General features: G+C 72.5%; 16 protein-coding genes. 8 read left to right on the top strand and 8 right to left on the bottom strand.

Translation table 11 applies throughout. The annotated features are described in order from the left end of the window. Positions 1-205: 205 nt before the first annotated feature. A complete protein-coding gene (locus ACFYTT_RS07350) occupies positions 206-1924 on the bottom strand; it encodes a phospho-sugar mutase (RefSeq protein ID WP_387258044.1) in 1719 nt (572 codons plus the stop codon). A gap of 46 nt (positions 1925-1970) precedes the next feature. Next, positions 1971-4091: a serine/threonine-protein kinase gene (locus ACFYTT_RS07345; protein WP_387258043.1), complete on the bottom strand. Its 2121-nt coding sequence runs from the start codon at positions 4089-4091 to the stop codon at positions 1971-1973. Positions 4092-4298: 207 nt separating this feature from the next. Between ACFYTT_RS07345 and ACFYTT_RS07340 the strand changes: the two genes are divergently transcribed. Continuing rightward, positions 4299-5885 carry a methylmalonyl-CoA mutase gene (locus ACFYTT_RS07340; protein ID WP_387258042.1) on the top strand — a complete coding sequence of 529 codons (1587 nt, stop codon included), beginning with the start codon at positions 4299-4301 and terminating at the stop codon, positions 5883-5885. Positions 5886-6365: 480 nt separating this feature from the next. After that, positions 6366-7628, top strand: coding sequence for an amidohydrolase (locus ACFYTT_RS07335; protein ID WP_131054493.1), 1263 nt, complete (start codon positions 6366-6368; stop codon positions 7626-7628). On the opposite strand, the gene ACFYTT_RS07330 is transcribed toward ACFYTT_RS07335, so the two are convergent. Beyond that, on the bottom strand, positions 7585-8619 hold the full coding sequence (locus ACFYTT_RS07330; protein WP_387258041.1) for a DUF4349 domain-containing protein: 1035 nt from the start codon (positions 8617-8619) through the stop codon (positions 7585-7587). The genes ACFYTT_RS07335 and ACFYTT_RS07330 overlap by 44 nt on opposite strands. Positions 8620-8732: 113 nt before the next feature. Between ACFYTT_RS07330 and ACFYTT_RS07325 the strand changes: the two genes are divergently transcribed. From ACFYTT_RS07325 to ACFYTT_RS07315, 3 genes are all read left to right on the top strand, one after another. Then, positions 8733-9365, top strand: coding sequence for an MBL fold metallo-hydrolase (locus ACFYTT_RS07325; RefSeq protein ID WP_387258040.1), 633 nt, complete (start codon positions 8733-8735; stop codon positions 9363-9365). Positions 9366-9369: 4 nt separating this feature from the next. Further along, positions 9370-10302: a hypothetical protein gene (locus ACFYTT_RS07320; RefSeq protein WP_387258039.1), complete on the top strand. Its 933-nt coding sequence runs from the start codon at positions 9370-9372 to the stop codon at positions 10300-10302. 74 nt (positions 10303-10376) lie between these two features. Next, a complete protein-coding gene (locus ACFYTT_RS07315) occupies positions 10377-11114 on the top strand; it encodes a hypothetical protein (protein WP_176092549.1) in 738 nt (245 codons plus the stop codon). Between the two features lie 94 nt (positions 11115-11208). Here the strand turns inward: ACFYTT_RS07315 and ACFYTT_RS07310 are convergent, their stop codons facing one another. Further along, positions 11209-11664, bottom strand: a complete 456-nt coding sequence (locus tag ACFYTT_RS07310) for a gamma-glutamylcyclotransferase (RefSeq protein WP_131055326.1) — start codon at positions 11662-11664, stop codon at positions 11209-11211. 106 nt (positions 11665-11770) lie between these two features. On the opposite strand from ACFYTT_RS07310, the gene ACFYTT_RS07305 reads away from it, so the two are divergent. After that, entirely contained in the window at positions 11771-13174 is a 1404-nt protein-coding gene (locus ACFYTT_RS07305; RefSeq protein ID WP_176092550.1) for an NAD(P)H-quinone dehydrogenase, read from the top strand. Here ACFYTT_RS07305 and ACFYTT_RS07300 read toward each other — a convergent pair. Together ACFYTT_RS07300 and ACFYTT_RS07295 are read right to left on the bottom strand one after the other, a co-directional pair. Then, positions 13152-13805, bottom strand: a complete 654-nt coding sequence (locus tag ACFYTT_RS07300) for a DUF998 domain-containing protein (protein WP_387258038.1) — start codon at positions 13803-13805, stop codon at positions 13152-13154. The two genes, ACFYTT_RS07305 and ACFYTT_RS07300, sit on opposite strands and share 23 nt — an antisense overlap. Before the next feature lie 491 nt (positions 13806-14296). After that, positions 14297-14740, bottom strand: coding sequence for a DoxX family protein (locus ACFYTT_RS07295; protein ID WP_387258037.1), 444 nt, complete (start codon positions 14738-14740; stop codon positions 14297-14299). Between the two features lie 85 nt (positions 14741-14825). Here ACFYTT_RS07295 and ACFYTT_RS07290 point away from each other — a divergent pair, with 85 nt between their 5' ends. Beyond that, positions 14826-15440, top strand: a complete 615-nt coding sequence (locus ACFYTT_RS07290) for a TetR/AcrR family transcriptional regulator (protein ID WP_387258036.1) — start codon at positions 14826-14828, stop codon at positions 15438-15440. A gap of 42 nt (positions 15441-15482) precedes the next feature. Here the strand turns inward: ACFYTT_RS07290 and ACFYTT_RS07285 are convergent, their stop codons facing one another. Both ACFYTT_RS07285 and ACFYTT_RS07280 read right to left on the bottom strand, forming a co-directional pair. Then, positions 15483-16922 carry a GuaB1 family IMP dehydrogenase-related protein gene (locus tag ACFYTT_RS07285; protein ID WP_176092554.1) on the bottom strand — a complete coding sequence of 480 codons (1440 nt, stop codon included), beginning with the start codon at positions 16920-16922 and terminating at the stop codon, positions 15483-15485. Between the two features lie 15 nt (positions 16923-16937). Further along, positions 16938-17534 (bottom strand): LysE/ArgO family amino acid transporter, encoded by a 597-nt coding sequence (locus ACFYTT_RS07280; RefSeq protein WP_176092555.1) that lies wholly within the window; start codon positions 17532-17534, stop codon positions 16938-16940. A gap of 71 nt (positions 17535-17605) precedes the next feature. Between ACFYTT_RS07280 and ACFYTT_RS07275 the strand changes: the two genes are divergently transcribed. Next, positions 17606-18502, top strand: coding sequence for a LysR family transcriptional regulator ArgP (locus ACFYTT_RS07275; RefSeq protein ID WP_387258035.1), 897 nt, complete (start codon positions 17606-17608; stop codon positions 18500-18502). Positions 18503-18584 lie beyond the last annotated feature (82 nt).

The following is an 18584-nucleotide window of genomic DNA, read 5'->3' as shown; positions in this document are numbered from 1 at the left end:
TCCTCAGTTCCAGAATGCAACCAAATTCCACCGTCGAGGAAACGTATTGCGAACTCGTTTCCGCCGGATGCGGAAATGGCGATGGTTGATGGAGTGATGCTATTTGTCGACGCGCAACGCGGGCAAGCGGTAGCGCTCGGTGATTGTGCTCGGGTGTTAGGAGGGGACCCCTACTATGCACGAGGCGTTAATAAGGTGCCCTTCCTTACATCCCTAAAGCCCGCGCAACCTCGCGCCGCAACTCTCCGACGGCGCTCTCCGCGCGAGTACGGGCCGCTGCGACGTCACCGTCGGCGACCTGCTCGACCACCTCCAGGTACGCCTTGAGCTTCGGCTCGGTGCCGGAGGGCCGGATCACCACCCGGGCCGCCCCGGTACGCAGGATGATCACGTCCGCCTCGGGCAGCAGGTCCTGTGCCTCGGTGACCGGCTGGCCGAGCAGCGTGTCCGGGGTGGCCGCCCGGATCCGGGCCATCGCGTCGGCGATCAGCCGCAGGTCGTCGACGCGGACCGAGAGCTGGTCGGTGTGGTGGACGCCGAACTCGGCGGCCAGCTCGTCCAGCCGGTCGGTGAGCGTACGGCCCTGGGTCTTGAGGTCGGCGGCCAACTCGGCCACGGTCAGCGCGGCGGTGATGCCGTCCTTGTCGCGTACGTGGTCGGGGGCGACGCAGTAGCCGAGCGCCTCCTCGTAGCCGAACACCAGCGGCGCGGAGCCGTCCCCGGCCCGCACGATCCACTTGAACCCGGTCAGCGTCTCGCCGTACGGCAGGTTCCGGGCGGTGCACATCGCCCGCAGCAGCGACGACGAGACGATGGTGGTGGCGTACAGGCCGGTCACGCCGCGCCGCATCAGATGGTCGGCGAGGAGCACCCCCACCTCGTCCCCGCGCAGCATCCGCCAGCCCGCACCGCCCGCTGCGCCGCTCGGCCCACCCGCGACGGGGGCAGAGGGCGCGCCGCCCGAGGTCCGGACCGCTACGGCGCAGCGGTCGGCGTCGGGGTCGTTGGCGATGGCGAGATCCGCGCCGGTGGTGTCGGCGAGCGCGACCAGCAGGTCCACCGCGCCCGGTTCCTCCGGGTTGGGGAAGCTGACCGTCGGGAAGTCCGCGTCCGGTTCGGCCTGCTCCGGGACCACGCCGGGCACCGGGAAACCGGCGGCGGCGAAGGCGGCGGTGAGGACCGCCGCGCCGACGCCGTGCAGCGGCGTGTACGCCACCGTCAGGTCGCGGGATCCGCCGGGCGACACCACCTGCACCGCCCGTGCCACGTAAGCGGCCACCAGGTCGTCACCGAGCACCTCGCCCCCGGGACCGAGTGGCACCCGGCTCAGCGGGCCGACCGCCCGGATGGCGGCCTCGATGCCGGTGTCGGCCGGCGGCACGATCTGCGCTCCGGCGCCGGACTCCCCGCCCAACTCGGCACCGAGATAGACCTTGTAGCCGTTGTCCTGCGGCGGGTTGTGGCTCGCCGTCACCATCACCCCGGCGACCGCACCCAGTTGCCGCACCGCGTACGCGAGCACCGGAGTGGGCAGCGGGCGGGGGAGCAGCAGGGCCGGGCGACCCGCCCCGGTGGCGACCCGGGCCGTCTGTTCGGCGAACGCGCGGGAGCCGCGCCGGGCGTCGTACCCGATGACCAGCGGGCCGGTGCCGCCCTCGGCGGCGAGCCAGGCGACCAGCCCGGCGGCGGCCTGGGTGACCACGGCGAGGTTCATGCCGTTGGGGCCGGCGCGCAGCGGGCCGCGCAGCCCGGCGGTGCCGAAGGTCAGCGGCCCGGCGAAGCGGTCCGCCAGCTCGGCGGCGCTGTCCGGCAGTCGGTCGAGCACCGCTCGCAGTTCCGCCTGGTCGGCCGGGTCTGGGTCGTCGGCGAGCCAGCGCTGAGCCTGCTCGCGGATGGTGTCGATGTCAGTGGTCTCCGCCGCCATTGCCTCTTGATAGCACGGCGGCGGATCACCGTGGACGTCTCCCCGGTCAGCCGGCGGAGGTGAGCTGGAACGACTTGAGCATCTCGTCGTAGATCGGCTTGCTCTCGTCGAACCGGGCGTCGCTGACGGTCAGATAGAAGGAGTAGATCCGGCCCTCGTGGGCCACCCCGTGCCAGACGCCGTGCCGCATGGCCTCGCCGTCACCGCAGGTGTACTCGAACTCGGCCGACGGCTTGCCGGCCAGTTCCTTGTCCGCCATCGAGATCTGCGTGTACGGCTTGGCGCAGGAGTTGGACCGCGTCCTGAGGTTGTTCTCCGCGCTCTGCGCCCAGCGGGTCGAGCTACCGGCCCACTTCTCGTTGAGGATGCGGACCCGGCGACCGCTGTCGTCCGGGTCGGTGTAGTCGATGTAGACGGCCCCGGCCGGGGCGGTCCGCTTCCAGCCCTTCGGCACCAGCATCTGCACGCCGCGCGCCGAGTGCTCCTGCATCTCGACCGGGTCCCCCTCGTCCGAGGAGTTGCCGGGTCCGGCGACCGGGTCGGTGACGGGCGGGTCGCCGCCGCCGGAGAGCGCCACCACGCTGATCAGCAGGACCAGCACCAGGCCACCGGCCGCCGCGAGCTGGACCTTGCGCGGCCAGCCCTTCACGGTCTCGACCGCGCGGGTCCCCGTGGCCTTGGCCTTGTCGAGGGGGCTGCCGCCACCACCGGCGGGCGGTGCTGGTGCGCCGTACGGCTGGCGGGGCGCGGCGGGCCAGCGACCGCCGTAGTCGCCGCCGAGTTGTTGGGTGGCCTCCGGCCGGGCACCGAACCCGTACGCCCCGGCACCGATGTGCTGGGTCGCGTCCGCGCCGATGCGCTGGGTGGCGTTCGCGCCGATGTGCTGGGTGGCGTCGGCCCCGATCCGCTGGGTCGCCTCCGCACCACCGATCCGCTGGGTGGCTTCCGCGCCGCCGATGCGCTGGGTCGCCTCGGCCCCGCCGCCGTAGGTGCGGCCGGCGGACGAGGCGGCGTTCTGCTGACCCGGGCGGGCCAGCGCGTCGGCGCTGGTGTCCTCCATCGCGGCGGCACTGGCGGCGGTGGCCTTGCCGGGCCGCTCACCCCGGCTGAGGGCGGCCAGCCGGTCGGTCAGCGACTCACCGGGGGCGAGCATCGCCGGGCCGCCGATCTCGGCGGACGGCGTGGACTTCTTCGCCGGGGCGGCCGGCGCGGTGATCGGCGCGGACTGCTGCGGCATCCGCACCACGGAGTAGGGGTCGGTCATCGAGTTGACCGCGGACGCGGTGCTGCTCAGCGGGCCGGCGAGCAGTTCGCGGAGCATGGCGCGGGCGGTGTGCACGTCGAGTCGACGGGCCGGGTCCTTCTCCAACAGGCCCATCAGCACCCGGGTCAGCGGGCCGCTGCGCTGCGGCGGGGCCGGCGGGTCCTCGACCACCGCGTGCATGGTCTCGATCGGGTCGCCCCGGTCGAAGGGCGGTCGGCCCTCCACGGCGGTGTAGAGGGTCACGCCGAGGGAGAAGAGGTCGCTGGGCGGGCCGAACTCCTGGCCCATGGCCCGCTCGGGCGAGATGAAGTGCGGCGAGCCCAGCACCATCCCCGGCGTGGTGAGCTGCACGTCGGTGGGCATCCGGGCGACACCGAAGTCGGTCAGCACGCAGCGACCGTCGGAGCAGATCAGCACGTTGGCCGGCTTGACGTCGCGGTGCAGCACCCCGATGGCGTGAGCCACCTCCAGCGCGCCGAGCAGCGCGATGCCGATCTTGGCGACCACCCGCTGGGCGATCGGCCCGTCCTCGATCACCATGTCGGCGAGGCTGCGGGCGTCCAGCAGCTCCATCACGATCCACGGGCGTCCGGCCTCGGTGACCACGTCGTACACCTGGACCACCGCCGGGTGGGCGATGGCGGCTGCCGCGCGGGCCTCGCGCAGGGTGCGTTCGTACATCGCGTCGCGGTCGCTGGGCGCCAGGCCGGGCGGTAGGACGACCTCCTTGACCGCCACGTCGCGCCGCAGAAGTGTGTCTGTGGCCCGCCAGACCGTGCCCATGCCACCGTTGCCCACCGTGGAACGCAACGAGTACCGGTCACCGATGACGGTGCCGGGTGTCGCGCGGCCGTTGGTAGGGATGCTGACTGGTCCGCCGCTCCACGTCGGGATCTGAGTCACAGAAAAGCCACCGGGGGAAGTCGAGGGGGCTGGGACACAACCTCTCTATCTTGCTGGTTCAGACGCCCGATGCGAAACCCGGCGCGGCGGACGTTTACCGACCGGAACGGTACGTGTGCATGTCCTCACGTCGAGTGTCGGCGTCGGGCGGCTCAGTGTGCGCTATCCCTCACCCTGTGACCAGCACATTCGTCCTACCATCCGGTGATGAGCGAACGGCGGCGGTCAAGCGAGTCCGGCTTCCCGATCGAGGGCGTCTACACGGCGGAGCACCTGCCGGGTGACCTGGACTCCCGGCTGGGCGCTCCCGGCGATTACCCGTACACCCGTGGGGTCTATCCCACCATGTACACCTCCCGCCCGTGGACCATGCGTCAGTACGCCGGCTTCGGCACCGCCACGGAGTCCAACGCGCGGTACCACCAGTTGTTGCGGGCCGGCACCATGGGCCTCTCCGTCGCCTTCGACCTGCCCACCCAGATGGGGTACGACTCCGACGACCCGATCGCCTCGGGCGAGGTCGGCAAGGTCGGGGTCGCCATCGACTCCATCGAGGACATGCGGCTGCTCTTCGACGGCATCCCGCTGGACAAGGTCTCCACCTCGATGACGATCAACGCGCCGGGCTCGGTGCTGCTGCTGCTCTACCAGCTCGTCGCCGAGGAGAACGGGGTGCCGGGCGCCGCGCTCAACGGCACCATCCAGAACGACATCCTCAAGGAGTACATCGCGCGGGGCACCTACATCTTCCCGCCGAAGCCGTCGTTGCGGCTGGTCGCCGACACGTTCGGCTACTGCCGGACCGAGGTGCCGAAGTGGAACACCATCTCGATCTCGGGCTACCACATGGCCGAGGCCGGTGCCTCCCCGGTGCAGGAGATCGCCTTCACGCTGGCCAACGGCGTCGAGTACGTCCGCGCCGCGATCGCCGCCGGGCTGGCCGTGGACGACTTCGCGCCCCGGCTGTCGTTCTTCTTCGTTGCCCGCACCACGCTGCTGGAGGAGGTGGCGAAGTTCCGGGCGGCCCGGCGGATCTGGGCCCGCCTCATGCGCGACGAGTTCGGGGCGAAGAACCCGAAGTCGCTGATGCTCCGCTTCCACACTCAGACCGCAGGCGTGCAGTTGACCGCCCAGCAGCCCGAGGTGAACCTGGTCCGGGTCGCGGTGCAGGGGCTGGGCGCGGTGCTCGGCGGCACGCAGTCGCTGCACACCAACAGCTTCGACGAGGCGATCGCGCTGCCCACCGAGAAGGCGGCCCGGTTGGCGCTGCGGACCCAGCAGGTGCTCGCGTACGAGACGGACCTGACCGCCACGGTGGACCCGTTCGCCGGGTCGTACGTGGTGGAGGCGATGACCGCCGAGATCGAGGCGGCGGCGGACGCGCTGATGGGCCGCGTCTTCGAGTTCGGGTCGTCGGTGGACGCCATCGAGGCGGGCTTCCAGAAGCGCGAGATCGAGCAGTCCGCGTACCAGATCGCGCAGGAGATCGACTCGGGCGAGCGGGTGGTGGTCGGGCTCAACCGCTTCACCATCGACGCCGAGGAGCCGTACGAGCCGTTGCGGGTCGACCCGGCCATCGAGGCGGCGCAGGGCGAGCGGCTGGCCAAGCTGCGGGCCGGGCGGGACGGCGCGGTCGTCGAGCGGGCCCTGGCCGAGTTGCGGGAGGCCGCCTCGGGCACCGGCAACGTGCTCTACCCGATGAAGGCCGCCCTGCGGGAGCGGGCCACCGTCGGCGAGGTGTGTGGGGCGCTGCGCGAGGTGTGGGGCGTCTACCGCCCGACCGACCGCTTCTGAGCCGTTCTCGGCACTCTTCCGGTCGCTTCTCGCCACTCTTCCGGTCGCTGTACGTGTCGACGCGGCCGTCTCCGGGTATCCCGTCCGAATGATCTCGTTGACGCACACCCTGTGCGGTCGAGGACTGTCCGGACGTGTGAACGTCCACCGGTGCCGATCGCCGTGGGTGGTCGGGTAATTGTCGTACCGTCAGTTCATTGCGCCGACTAATGCGACAATTCGGAACGACGGGCGACGAGTTTCGACAAGATTCTCCGCCCGCATCCCCGATTACGCGTTGTAGGAGGTGGGGGGCGGATGGCAGCGTACGAACGCGATCTACCTGCTGTCCCACCCGTCCACGGGCACTCCAAGCAGGGCATACGTGACGCTGTGCGGTCCGACCATCACCGGAACGAGGTTGCGCAGAGTTACCTTCAGGGGTCTACGCTGTCTGCTGTCCCCGATGATCCATCCATTTCTAGTGATCGAGAATTCGACGTGACGAGTGCGTTGACCATGCCGACCGGCGAGCAATTGGCGTCGTCCTGGCCCGAGGCGCCACCGACCGGTGGCCAGCCCCTGCCGTCCGAGCTGGACCACCTGCTCGCCCTCCGGGTACCGGGCCTTATCGCCACGCGCCGTCACATTCACGCGCATCCGGAGCTGTCCGGTTCGGAGTTCGACACCGCCGCCCTGATCGCCCGGGAACTCACCCTGGCCGGGCTCAGCCCCCGCATGCTGCCGAAGGGCAACGGGGTCATCTGCGACGTGAACGGCCGCCCTGACGGGCCGGTGATCGCGCTGCGCGCCGACATCGACGCGCTGCCGCTGACCGACGTCAAGGACGTGCCGTACCGCTCCACCGTGGACGGGGTCTGCCACGCCTGCGGGCACGACGTGCACACCACGATCCTGCTCGGTGTCGGCATGCTGCTCGCCCAACTCGCCGACCTGGGCGAGCTGCCCGGCCGGGTCCGGTTGATCTTCCAGCCGGCCGAGGAGATCCTGCCCTGCGGATCGCTCGAAGTAATCGAGGCGGGCGGACTGGACGACGTGGTGCAGATCTTCGCGCTGCACTGCGACCCGAACCAGCCGGTCGGCAAGGTCGGCCTGCGGGTCGGGCCGATCACCGCCGCCGCCGACAACGTGACCGTCCGGCTCACCGGGCCGGGCGGGCACACCGCCCGCCCGCACCTGACCGTCGACCTGGTCGACGCGCTCGGCCGGCTGATCACCGAGGTGCCCGCGCTGATCAGCCGCCGGGTGCCGGCCAACAGCGGGCTGCTGCTGGTCTTCGGTCACGCCTCCGCCGGCACCCGTTACAACGTCATCCCCTCCGAGGCGTCCGCCTCCGGCACGCTGCGGGTGATGGACCGGGACGCCTGGGAACAGGCCCCGAAGATCGTCACCCAGGTGGTCCGGGACGTGATCGCCCCCACCGGGGCCACGGTCGACCTGGAGTACCTGCGGGGCCGCCCGCCGGTCTGCAACGACGCGGCGGCGATCAACGTGCTGACCTCGGCCACCGTCGCCGCGCTCGGCCCGGAGGGCGTCGCCGAGACCCCGCAGAGCATGGGCGGCGAGGACTTCTCCTGGTATCTGGAGTACGTCCCCGGCGCGCTGGCCCGGCTCGGGGTCGGCCGCTCCGGGCCGAACGTGGACCTGCACCGGGCGTCGTTCGACGTGGACGAACGGTGCATCCCGGCGGGCGTACGACTCATGGTGCAGACCGCGCTCCAGGCACTGGCGGCGGTTCGCTGACCGACGACGACCCGAGGCCCACCCCGGGCGGTGGCGGCGTGCCGATCGGCGCGACCAGCACCGGCTCGGGGCGGACCCGGCGGCGTCGGCGGTGGCTCCACCACCAGAGCGCGCCCAGCGGTACGCCCAGGACCAGCAGCCAGGGCAGCACCGCGCCGAGCACGGTGAGCAGGACGGTCATCGAGGCGAGAAAGACCGTCCAGCCCCCGCTCAGCCCGGCCAGGAAGCCGATCTCCCGCTCCTCGTCGGCGGTGCTGGCGTCCGGCCCCACCAGCGTCACGGTGATCGTGGAGAGCGCGGTCAGATCGGCGAGCCGCCGCTTCTTCGCCTCCAGCGAGGCGAGGTCGGCCTCCCGTCGGGCCAGCTCGTTCTCCAGGCTGACCAGGTCGGCGATCGAGTCGGCCCGGTCGAGCAGCCGGCGACCGCTCTCCACCCGGGCCCGCTGGGTGGCGATGCGCGCATCGAGGTCGACGGTCTCCTCGGTGACGTCCTCGGTGTCGATCTGCCGGCGTTCCTGCCGACCGAGACCGGCCAACTCCTCGACCACCGGATAGAACCGGTCCGCCGGCACGCGCAGGGTCAGTTCCGCGACCGCGTCCGCGTCCGAGCTGCGGCGCTGGTCGCCGCCGACGAAGCCACCCACCCGGGTGGCCGCACCGGTCGCCGCCCGTGCCGCGGCCTCCACGTCGTCCACCTGCACCCGGATGGATCCGGTGTAGACGATGGACCGCTGGTCGACCCGGGTGTCCGCCGCTGCGCCGACACCGCCCCGCTGATCCGCCGGACCGGGCCGCTCGCCCGCCGGACCGGGCCGCTCGCCCGCCGGACCGGCGCCGTCCGCCGCCTGCGGCGCGGCGGCCCGGCCCGCCTCGTCGGAGGTCGCCGCGCTGTCGCCGCCGCTGTCGCCACTGCCGCAGCCGGTCACCACCAGCAGCATGACCAGCGCAGTCAGTCCCGTCGCCGCGTGCCGGCGGGCTGTTGTCGGAGTCATCGATGTTCCCTTCTTCGACCCTGAGCGGGTGATAGCTCGGACGTCGAGCGCTGCCTCCCCGGTTCCGGCAGACTGCGCTCAGGACGTCACGATTCGATATGGGAGGCATCACGATGCGGATCACCAAGTACGCCCACTCGTGCCTGCGGGTCGAGCACGACGGGGGAGTGCTGGTCGTCGATCCGGGTGTGTTCAGCGAGGCCGCCGTGGCACTGGACGGGGCCGACGCGGTCCTGATCACCCACGAGCACCAGGACCACGTGGACGCCGAGGCGATCAACCGGCAACTGGCCCGGCGGCCGTTCACCATCCACGGACCGGCCTCGGTGGCCGGACCGCTCGGCGACGCGGCCGAGGCGCTGCGCCCGGTCGCCCCCGGAGACACGTTCACCGCCGCCGGTGTCCCGGTCCGCGCCTACGGCGGTCGGCACGCGGTCATCCACCCGGACATCCCGCTCGTCGACAACCTCGGCTACCTGCTGGACGAGGTGGTCTACCACCCCGGCGACGCGCTGTTCGTGCCGGACGACATCCAGGTCGACACGCTCTTCGCCCCGATTCACGCGCCCTGGTCGAAGTTCTCCGAGGTGGTCGACTTCATCCGGGCGGTGGCACCGCGTCGGGTCTACGCGCTGCACGACGCCCTGCTCAACGGCAACGGCCTCGCGGTGCTCGACCGGCAGTACACCGCCCTGTCCGGCAGCGAGTACCGACGGCTGGAGCCGGGCAGCCGGCTCGACGGCTGAGTCGATGCCCGCACCGCCGTCCGACCCGGTGCCGCGGCTCTACCGCACGCCACCGGACCGTTTCGTCGCCGCCCGCGACGAAGCGGTGGCGCAGGCCCGGCACGCCGGGGACGTGCGGGGAGCCCGCGAGATCGCCCGACTGCGTCGCCCCACGGTCGCCGCCTGGCTGGTCAACCTGCTCGCCATCGAGCGACCCGAGCTGGTGGGCGACCTGGCGCAGTTGGCCGACGCGTTGCGGGACGCCCAGCGCGAGCTACGCGGTCCGCGCCTGCGGGAACTCTCCGCGCAGCGGCGGTCCGTGGTCGCCGCCCTGGTCGCCGAGGTACGCCGGCTCGCCGCCGACGTGCCGGGGGCGCCGTCGGCCGGGAAGCTGCCGCTGGCCGAGGTCGAGGCGACCCTCAACGCGGCCCTCGCCGACCCCGGCGTGGCCGAGCAGGTGCGATCCGGTCGACTGCTCCGCCCCGCCCACTACGCCGGGTTCGGCGAGGTGCCCCGGCCCCAACTGCGGCTGGTCACCGGCGAGGAGGAGCCGCCCGCACCGGCGCCACCCGACCGTCGGCAGGACCGCGGCGCGATGCGGGCCGAACAGGCCCGACGGGCCGCCCGTGCCGAGCTGACCCGCCGCCGCAGGGCGCTGGAGAAGGAGCTGACCCGGGCGCGTACCGACCAGGAACGGGCCGAGACGGACCTCGACGCCGCGCAGTCCGCCGAGCGCGCCGGCACGGCCGCGCTGGACGCGGTCGAGACGGAACTGGCCGAGCTGGAACGCCGCCGGGCCGTCACCGAGCAGGAACTGAGCCGGTCCCGACTGGCCCGCCGGGCCGCCGAACGGGCCGCCGCCGTCGCCCGGCGACGCACCGGTGAGGTGGAGGCCGCGATGGAGGCGTTGACCGCCGAGGAGGGGGATGCCGACTCGGGCACCGGCGCGGCAGACTGATCCGTCATGGACGGACCTTCGGTCGGATCCTTCGTGGACGGACGCTCGGACGCCTGCGCGCCGGGCGGCACCGCATGACCCCGGAACAGGTGGCGGCGGCCAGCAAGCCGGTGGTGCTCGCGCTCGGCGAGGCGTACGGCCGGTGCCCCACCACGCTGCGTCGGGCCCGGCTGCTCGGCATCTCCGGCTGGGCCTTCTACATCACCGGGCGCGCCGGGGCACTGGGTGACGTACGGGCCGAGACGGTCGCCGCCGCGCTCGGGTTCATCGCCCCCGACGCCGTCGCCGACGGCTGGGACGCCGCCGCCCGCACCGTACGCCCCACCGAGGTGGCCGCCGCCAGCCTGGCCGAGTGCTGTCGCTGGGGCGAGGACCAGCTTTCCGCGCTGCCCCGCGTCGACCGGCTCGCCACCCTCCTGGAACGGACCGTCGCGGCGGCCGACGCCAGCGCCATGCCGCTCTTCGCCGCCTGGCGGGCCGTGCCCTCCGAGCCGGGGAGCCCGGGTGCGCGGGCCGCCGCCGGGCTGCGCCTGCTCCGCGAGCACTTCACCGGCGCGCACCTGGTGGCCGTACGGGCCGGCGGGATGACGCCGCTGGAGGCGGTGCTGGCCGGGCCGGAGGGCGAGAGCGGGGCGATGGCCTGCGGGTGGCCGCCGCCGTACCCGCCGGTCGGGCCGCTGGTGCGTCGCCGGCTCTGGGCCGAGGCGGTGACCGACCGTCTGGTCGCGCCCGCCTTCGCCGTGCTCGGCCCGGCCGACGGCGCCGAACTGGTCGAGTTGTTGACCGAGGCGCGGGCGCACACGCAGGGCTGACCGGCGGTGTCGGGCGGTGACCGGCGTCCGGCTCGGCGGGGGTGCCGGGCAGGGCGCCGCCGGTCGGTAGCAGACTGGGGGTGTGGGAGACGCGCTAGGCCGACGCCGTGCCGGTGGGGCGGGACCGCAGCTCGACGACGTAGTCGTCCGGCGCGCCCGCCTTCTCGGCGGCGTTCGCGATCTCCGAGACGTACCACGAGGTGGGCAGGCCACCCTCGTAGCCGTCGAAGACGTACACCCACGCCGTCACGTCGCCGTCCAGCGTCGAGACCCGGACGGTCAGCTTCCGGTACGTACCGGCGGTGACACCCTCGATCTCGTCGAGCTGGGCCGCGTCGTACGCGTGGATGTCGTAGAGCGCCACGAAGACGCGGTCGCCGGGGGACTCGACCACGGTGCTGACGGCACCCTCCCAGCCGATCACGTCCTCGCCGGCGAAGGTGAGTCGCCAGCCTTCCAGCCAGCCGATGCCCACCATGGGGGAATGCGGGCAGTAGGCCCGCATTCGGGCAGGGTCCAGGTTCGAGCCGTAGGCGGCGTACAGACGCACGGCGATGACGATAGCCCGCCGGGCGGGTGGGGGAGAATACGACGGTGCGTGTCGGACGCGTCGGGGAGAAGAAAGTCACTGTGAGCATGGACGAAGGGCGGTCGTGGTGAGCCAGATCGTGATCATCGGCGGGGGGCCGGCCGGTTACGAGGCCGCGCTGGTCGCCGCTCAACTGGACGCCGCCGTCACCGTGGTGGAGGCCGACGGCGCGGGCGGAGCCTGCGTGCTGTCCGACTGCGTACCGTCGAAGACGTTCATCGCCAGCTCCGAGGTGGTGACCGGATATCGGGACACCGAGGTGTTCGGGGTGCACTCCGACGGCCTGGAGGCGGTCACCGTCGACGCCCGGGCGGTCCACGAGCGGGTCAAGCGGCTCGCCCTGGCGCAGTCGTCCGACATCCACGCGAAGCTGCTCAAGGCCGGGGTCACCTTCGTCTCCGGGCAAGCCCGGCTGGGTGAGGACACCCTCGGCCACACCCACCGGGTGATCGTCACGCCCGACGGCGGCGCGGCACCGTACTCGATCAGTGCCTCGACCGTGCTGGTCGCCACCGGCGCGACCCCCCGCCAACTGCCCACCGCCGTGCCCGACGGCGAGCGCATCCTCACCTGGCGGCAGGTGTACGACCTGCCCGAGCTGCCCGAGCACCTGATCGTGGTCGGCTCCGGCGTGACCGGCGCCGAGTTCGCCAGCGCCTACCTGGCGATGGGGGTCGAGGTCACCCTGGTCTCCAGCCGGGACCGGGTGATGCCGCACGAGGACGCCGACGCGGCGCAGGCGATCGAGCGGGTCTTCCGGGCCCGGGGCATGAGCATCCTGAACAACTCCCGCGCCGAGGGGGTCCGCCGGACCGACGACGGCGTCGAGGTCGTCCTCTCCGACGGCCGCAAGGTGTACGGCTCGCACGCGCTGATCGCGGTCGGCTCGATCCCGAACACCGAGGAGCTGGGCCTGGCCGAGTACGGCGTCACGCTGGCCCGGGGCGGTTACGTGACCGTGGACCGGGTCTCCCGCACCAACGTCCCCGGCATCTACGCGGCCGGTGACTGCACGGGTGTCCTGCCGCTGGCCAGTGTCGCCGCGATGCAGGGCCGGATCGCCATGTGGCACGCGCTCGGCGAGGCGGTCCGGCCGCTGCGGCTGCGTACCGTCTCGGCGAACGTCTTCACCGACCCCGAGCTGGCCACCGTGGGTGTGTCGCAGGACGAGATGGACGCCGGCAAGGTGCCGGCCCGGCAGGTGATGCTGCCGTTGGCCGGTAACGCCCGGGCGAAGATGGACGAGGTGGCCGACGGGTTCGTCAAGCTGTTCTGCCGTCCGGCCAGCGGTCAGGTGATCGGCGGCGTGGTGGTGGCGCCGAAGGCGAGCGAACTGATCCTGCCGATCACGATGGCGGTGGAGAACAACCTCACCGTCAACGAGCTGGCCCAGACCATCACCATCTATCCCAGCCTCTCCGGCTCCCTCACCGAAGCCGCCCGCCAACTCATGCTCCACGAGTTGGAGTAGCCGCCCCTACCCTCCCCCCGACGGTGGCGAGGACGGTGAGCAGGGCTACCTCGGCGAGGATGAGGGCGCGCTCGATCAGGCCGTAGTAGGCGCGGTCGCCGGGGTAGGCGGACCAGATCATCGCGGCGGCGAGGAGCAGGCTGGCGACGGCCAGCGCGCGCAGCCACCGGGCGGTGCGAGCGGTGCTGGCGGTGCGAGCGGTGGTGGGCAACTGGGCGGCGATCAGCCAACCGGCGAGCGGCAGTGCCAGGAAGGCGACCACTGAGGCATACCGGTGCAGGTAGGCGGCGGTGTCCATCTCGGTGCCGGGCGGGTTGGTGGGTACCAGTCCGGCCAGCAGCAGCCCCCCGGCCCAGGCGGCGAGCAGCACCTGGGCCGCGCCGACGCGACCACGGCCGGTACCGCCGGGTCGGTCGAGGCGGCGTAGTCCCAGGACGAGCACGGCGGACGCCCCGCCGAGGGTGAGCATGGCGAGGTGGATGGCCCCACCGGACTCGGAGACGGCGTAGTCGCTGACGGTCAGGCTCAACGGGTCCAGGTCCTCGACACCCGCGTGGCCGATCACGGCGAGCAGTGCCGCGAGGACGATGCCGCCGAGCGCCAGCGTCGCGCTGTTCCGGGTTGCAGGCATGGCTCAGCCTGTCGCGGCGGGCACCTCAGACGGATCCGGGACGAGCACCGAAATCCGTCCTCGGGGACACCCCCGAGTGGCGATCCGGCTTTCCCCGGTGACGGGCGTCGGGGTACCGGAGGGGGGCGTGTCACCTCTGTCCGGTCACCGGGTGAGTTGACCGGAACATACCGAGAGTGACGGAGTGTCCGACATCACCGCGTCGGTCGCGGGCGCTGATGACCAGCCGCACCGTCTCCCGCCCCGGGGTCGACGGGCACCTTTCGGCACTACTACCAGGGAGATCGGGCAGGGTCGTCGCCAATCGATGGTCGCGGGATCGGCGTCGGGACGCGTACCGTTGTCGGCGCGCGGCCCAGTGGGCGCCGGGTCCCCCGTTCCTGGCGCCCGGGTCGCCGCCGGGCCGCTGGCAGGTCCCGTGCCAGCGGCCCGGCCACCCTCCGCCGCCCGCCACCGTTGATGACGGGCGAGAACCCGGCGGCGTTGATCGGTCATGGCCCGACGGCGACCGCGACGGCGGCGGCGAGAAAGACGACCTGGAGTGCGGTACGGACGCCGAGTGGGGTGACCGGGCGCCCGCCCAGGCTGAGTCCTCGGCGCGCGGCCGAGACGTTCGCCGGGAACATCGCCAGCATCAGTACGGCCAGTCCGGCGGCGGTCCAGCGGGCGGTGGCCGGCACCAGCAGGCCGACCGCGCCCACGAGTTCCAGCACGCCGGTCACCGTGACCAGCAGGTCCGGTCGGGGCAGTCGGGGCGGGACCATCTCGATCAGGTCGCGCCGCCGGCCGGTGAAGTGTGCGATCCCGGTCAGCACGAACATCACGGCCAGCCCGACCTGCAGGGCCGGGTGCCAGCCGTCGAGCACGGAAATCCCGACCAGGCCGGCCAGTCGGGCGAGCGCGGTGCCCGCCACCAGGGCGATCAGCGGAGCCATCGGTACCTCCTCGAAGACCAATCTTGTCGCCGACAAGATTGGCTCGTGATGGCGTATCTTGTCAATGGCAAGATAGGCTCGGGTGATGACCGGCACCCGCGGCTACCACCACGGCGACCTGCCTCGTGCCCTGCTCGCCGCGGCGGAGGAGGCGATCAGGGAGTCGGGCCCGGCGGCGCTGAGCCTGCGTGACCTGGCCCGACGTGCCGGCGTCTCGCACGCCGCTCCGGCCCACCACTTCGGCGACCGGGCCGGCCTCTTCACCGCGCTCGCGGTGCAGGGCTTCGACCTGCTCGCCGAGGCGCTGGAATCGACCGGCGGCGAACTGCTGGACCTCGGCGTGGCGTACGTCGACTTCGCCGTGCGGCACCGCGCCCATTTCGAGGTGATGTTCCACCCCGATCTCTACCGATCCGATGCCGCCGAGGTCCGGGCCGCCCGGGACCGTGCCGGTGCCGCCCTGCATGCCGGGGTGACGGCACTGCCCGCCGCTTCGACGGACGCCGGCGACGGGCGGGGCGACGGGCGGGGCGGCGTGCACGGGCCGCTTGGTGACGCCCTGGCCGCATGGTCGATCGTGCACGGCTTCGCCACGCTCTGGCTGGCCGACGCGCTACCACCCGGGGTGGGTGACGACCCGCGAGAGGTTGCCCGAACGGTGATCGAGCGCCTCTTCGCTCCGGCGGCGGACCCCGGCTGAGCGAACCCCGGCCGTCACCAGCCGACCGTCACCAGCCGACCGTCACCAGCTCGTCGGCAGCGGCATCCCCTCGGTGTAGCCGGCGGTGCTCTGCACCCCGACCAGCACCCGATCGTGGAACTCGTCCAGGTTCCGTGCGCCGGCGTAGGTGAAGGCACTGCGTACGCCGGAGATGATCTCGTCGATCAGGTCCTCCACCCCGGGCCGCGTCGGATCCAGGTACATCCGGGCCGACGAGATGCCCTCCTCGAAGATCGCCTTCCGGGCCCGGTCGTAGGGGCTGTCGTCGCCGGTCCGGGCGCTGACCGCGCGCGCCGAGGCCATCCCGAAGCTCTCCTTGTACCGCCGGCCGTCCTCGTCGGTGTAGAGGTCACCGGGCGACTCGTAGGTGCCGGCGAACCAGGAGCCCACCATCACGTTCGACGCGCCGGCGGCCAGCGCCAGCGCCACGTCACGCGGATGCCGTACCCCGCCGTCGGCCCAGACGTGCCGGCCCAGCTCGCGGGCGGCAGCCGCGCAGTCCAGCACCGCCGAGAACTGCGGGCGACCCACCCCGGTCATCATCCGGGTGGTGCACATCGCGCCGGGTCCGACGCCGACCTTGACGATGTCCGCACCGGCCGCGACCAGGTCGCGTACGCCGTCGGCGGTGACCACGTTGCCGGCCGCCACCGGTACGCCCGGGTCGAGGCCCCGGACGGTCCGCAATGCGCTGATCATCCGCTCCTGGTGGCCGTGCGCGGTATCCACGACCAGGGTGTCCACTCCGGCTTCCAGCAGCGCCGACGCCTTGCCCGCCACGTCGCCGTTGATGCCCACCGCCGCCGCGATCCGCAGCCGGTCCTGGGCGTCCACCGCAGGTCGGTAGAGCGTCGCCCGCAACGCGCCCGGCCGGGTGAGCACCCCGACCAACCGGCCCTCGCCGTCCACCACCGGCGCCAACCGCCGCCGCGCCACGCTGAGCCGGTCGAAGCCGGTACGCGGATCCGCGTCCACCGGCACGGTGTGCAGATCGGCCGACATCACGTCGCGCAACTGGGCGAAGCGGTCCACCCCGACCGTGTCCGCCTCGGTCACCACCCCCATCGGGCGGCTCTCCTCGTCGACCACGATCACCGCGCCGTACGCCCGCTTGGGCAACAGGTGGATCGCGTCACCGACGGTGTCGTTCGGGCCCAGCGCGATGGCCGTGTCGTGCACCAGGTGCCGCTGCTTGACCCAGGCGACGACCTCGGCCACCACCTCGATCGGGATGTCCTGGGGGATCACCGCGATGCCGCCGCGCCGGGCCACCGTCTCGGCCATCCGCCGGCCGGCGACCGCCGTCATGTTCGCCACCACCAGCGGGATCGTGGTGCCCGTACCGTCGCCGGTGGAGAGGTCCACGTCCAGCCGTGAACCCACCTCCGACCGGGCTGGGGCCATGAAGACGTCGTTGTAGGTCAGGTCGTACCCGGGAGTCGCGCCACTGAGGAACCGCACCCGGCCATCATTCCCTCAGCTCACCAACAGCGCGACCGCTACCACCACCATCACCAGCGCGATCACGCCGTCGAGCACCTGCCAGACCCGGGCCCGGGCGAGCATCGGCGCGAGCCGGTACGCCCCCGCGCCGAGTGCGCTGAACCAGACGACGCTGGCCACCGCCGCGCCCAGGCCGAACAGCCACCGGTGCGGCTGCTGCTGCGCGATGCCGCCGAGCAGCAGCACGGTGTCCAGGTAGACGTGCGGGTTGAGGTAGGTGAAGGCGAGGCAGGCCAGCAGCGTCGCGCCGAGCCGCGCCGGGGGCCGCTCGGCCGGCGTGAGCGCGCTCGGACGCCACGCGCGGCGGGCGGCCAGGGCCGCGTACCCGAGCAGGAAGGCGGCCCCGCCCCAGCGGATCGCGGTGAGCAGGTCGGGTCGGGCCGCCACCACCGACCCCACCCCGGCGATGCCGACGCCGATCAGCAGGGCGTCGGAGATCGCGCAGGTCAGGACGACCGGCACCACGTGTTCCCGGCGCAGACCCTGACGGAGTACGAAGGCGTTCTGCGCGCCGATGGCGACGATGAGGGCGATGGAGAGGGAGAAACCGGCGACGACAGAGGTGAGCACGACGCCGACGGTAGGAGCGCGGGTACGGATCAGTCCAGCTAAAGATTCTTCATCCGGTTAAGCTGAGCTGCATGGGCGGTCTGGACTCCAGCCAGCTCCGGACGCTCGCCGCCGTGGTCGCGGAGGGCAGTTTCGAGGCGGCGGCACGCCTGTTGCACGTCACGCCCTCGGCGGTCAGCCAGCGCATCAAGACACTGGAGGAGACCGTCGGGCAGGTGCTCGTCCGGCGGCACCGTCCCTGCGACGCCACCGAGGCCGGGCGACCGCTGCTGCGTCTGGCCGGGCAACTCGCCCTGCTCGAACGGGAGGCGCTGGCCGATGCCCGGGGGCCGCTCGGCGGCGACCGGGACCGTACCCGGGTCGCGATCGTGGTCAACGCCGACTCGCTCGCCACCTGGTTCCCCGCTGCCCTGGCCCGGCTGCCCGACCAGCCGGAACTCTCCTTCGACATCCGGCAGGACGACCAGGACCACACCGCCGCCCTGCTCCGCGACGGGGTGGTGACCGCTGCGGTGACCGCCCAACGCGAGGCGGTGCAGGGCTGCCGGGTACGCCGTCTCGGCGCGATGCGCTACCGGGCGCTGGCCGCGCCGTCGATGGCCCGACGATGGTTCGCCGACGGCCTCACCCGGGCTGCGGCAGCCGCCGCACCGGTGGTGGTCTTCGACCGCAAGGACCGGATCCAACACCGCTTCCTGCGTACGGTGACCGGGCACGCGGTCGACCCACCGGTGCACTACGTGCCGTCGGTCCCGGCGTTCAACGAGTCGATCCGGCTCGGCCTCGGCTGGGGGATGATGGCCGAGCAGATCGCCGACGCCGACGTGGCCGCCGGACGCTGCGTGGACATCGCCCCCGGCCGGGTGCTGGACACCCCGCTCTACTGGCAGCACTGGCGACTCGACTCGCCGGTGCTGACCGCGCTGACCACCGCCGTCTGCACGGTGGCCGCCGAATCCCTGCGCTGAGATGTCAGGACCTGCGCTGAGATGTAAGGAGGGGTCCCCTGCTATACACCAGGCGTTAGCAGGGGACCCCTCCTTACCTCCG

This window comes from Micromonospora sp. NPDC003816 (genome assembly GCF_042874705.1).
GTDB lineage: Bacteria > Actinomycetota > Actinomycetes > Mycobacteriales > Micromonosporaceae > Micromonospora.
This window is presented reverse-complemented; position numbering and strand designations above follow the sequence as displayed.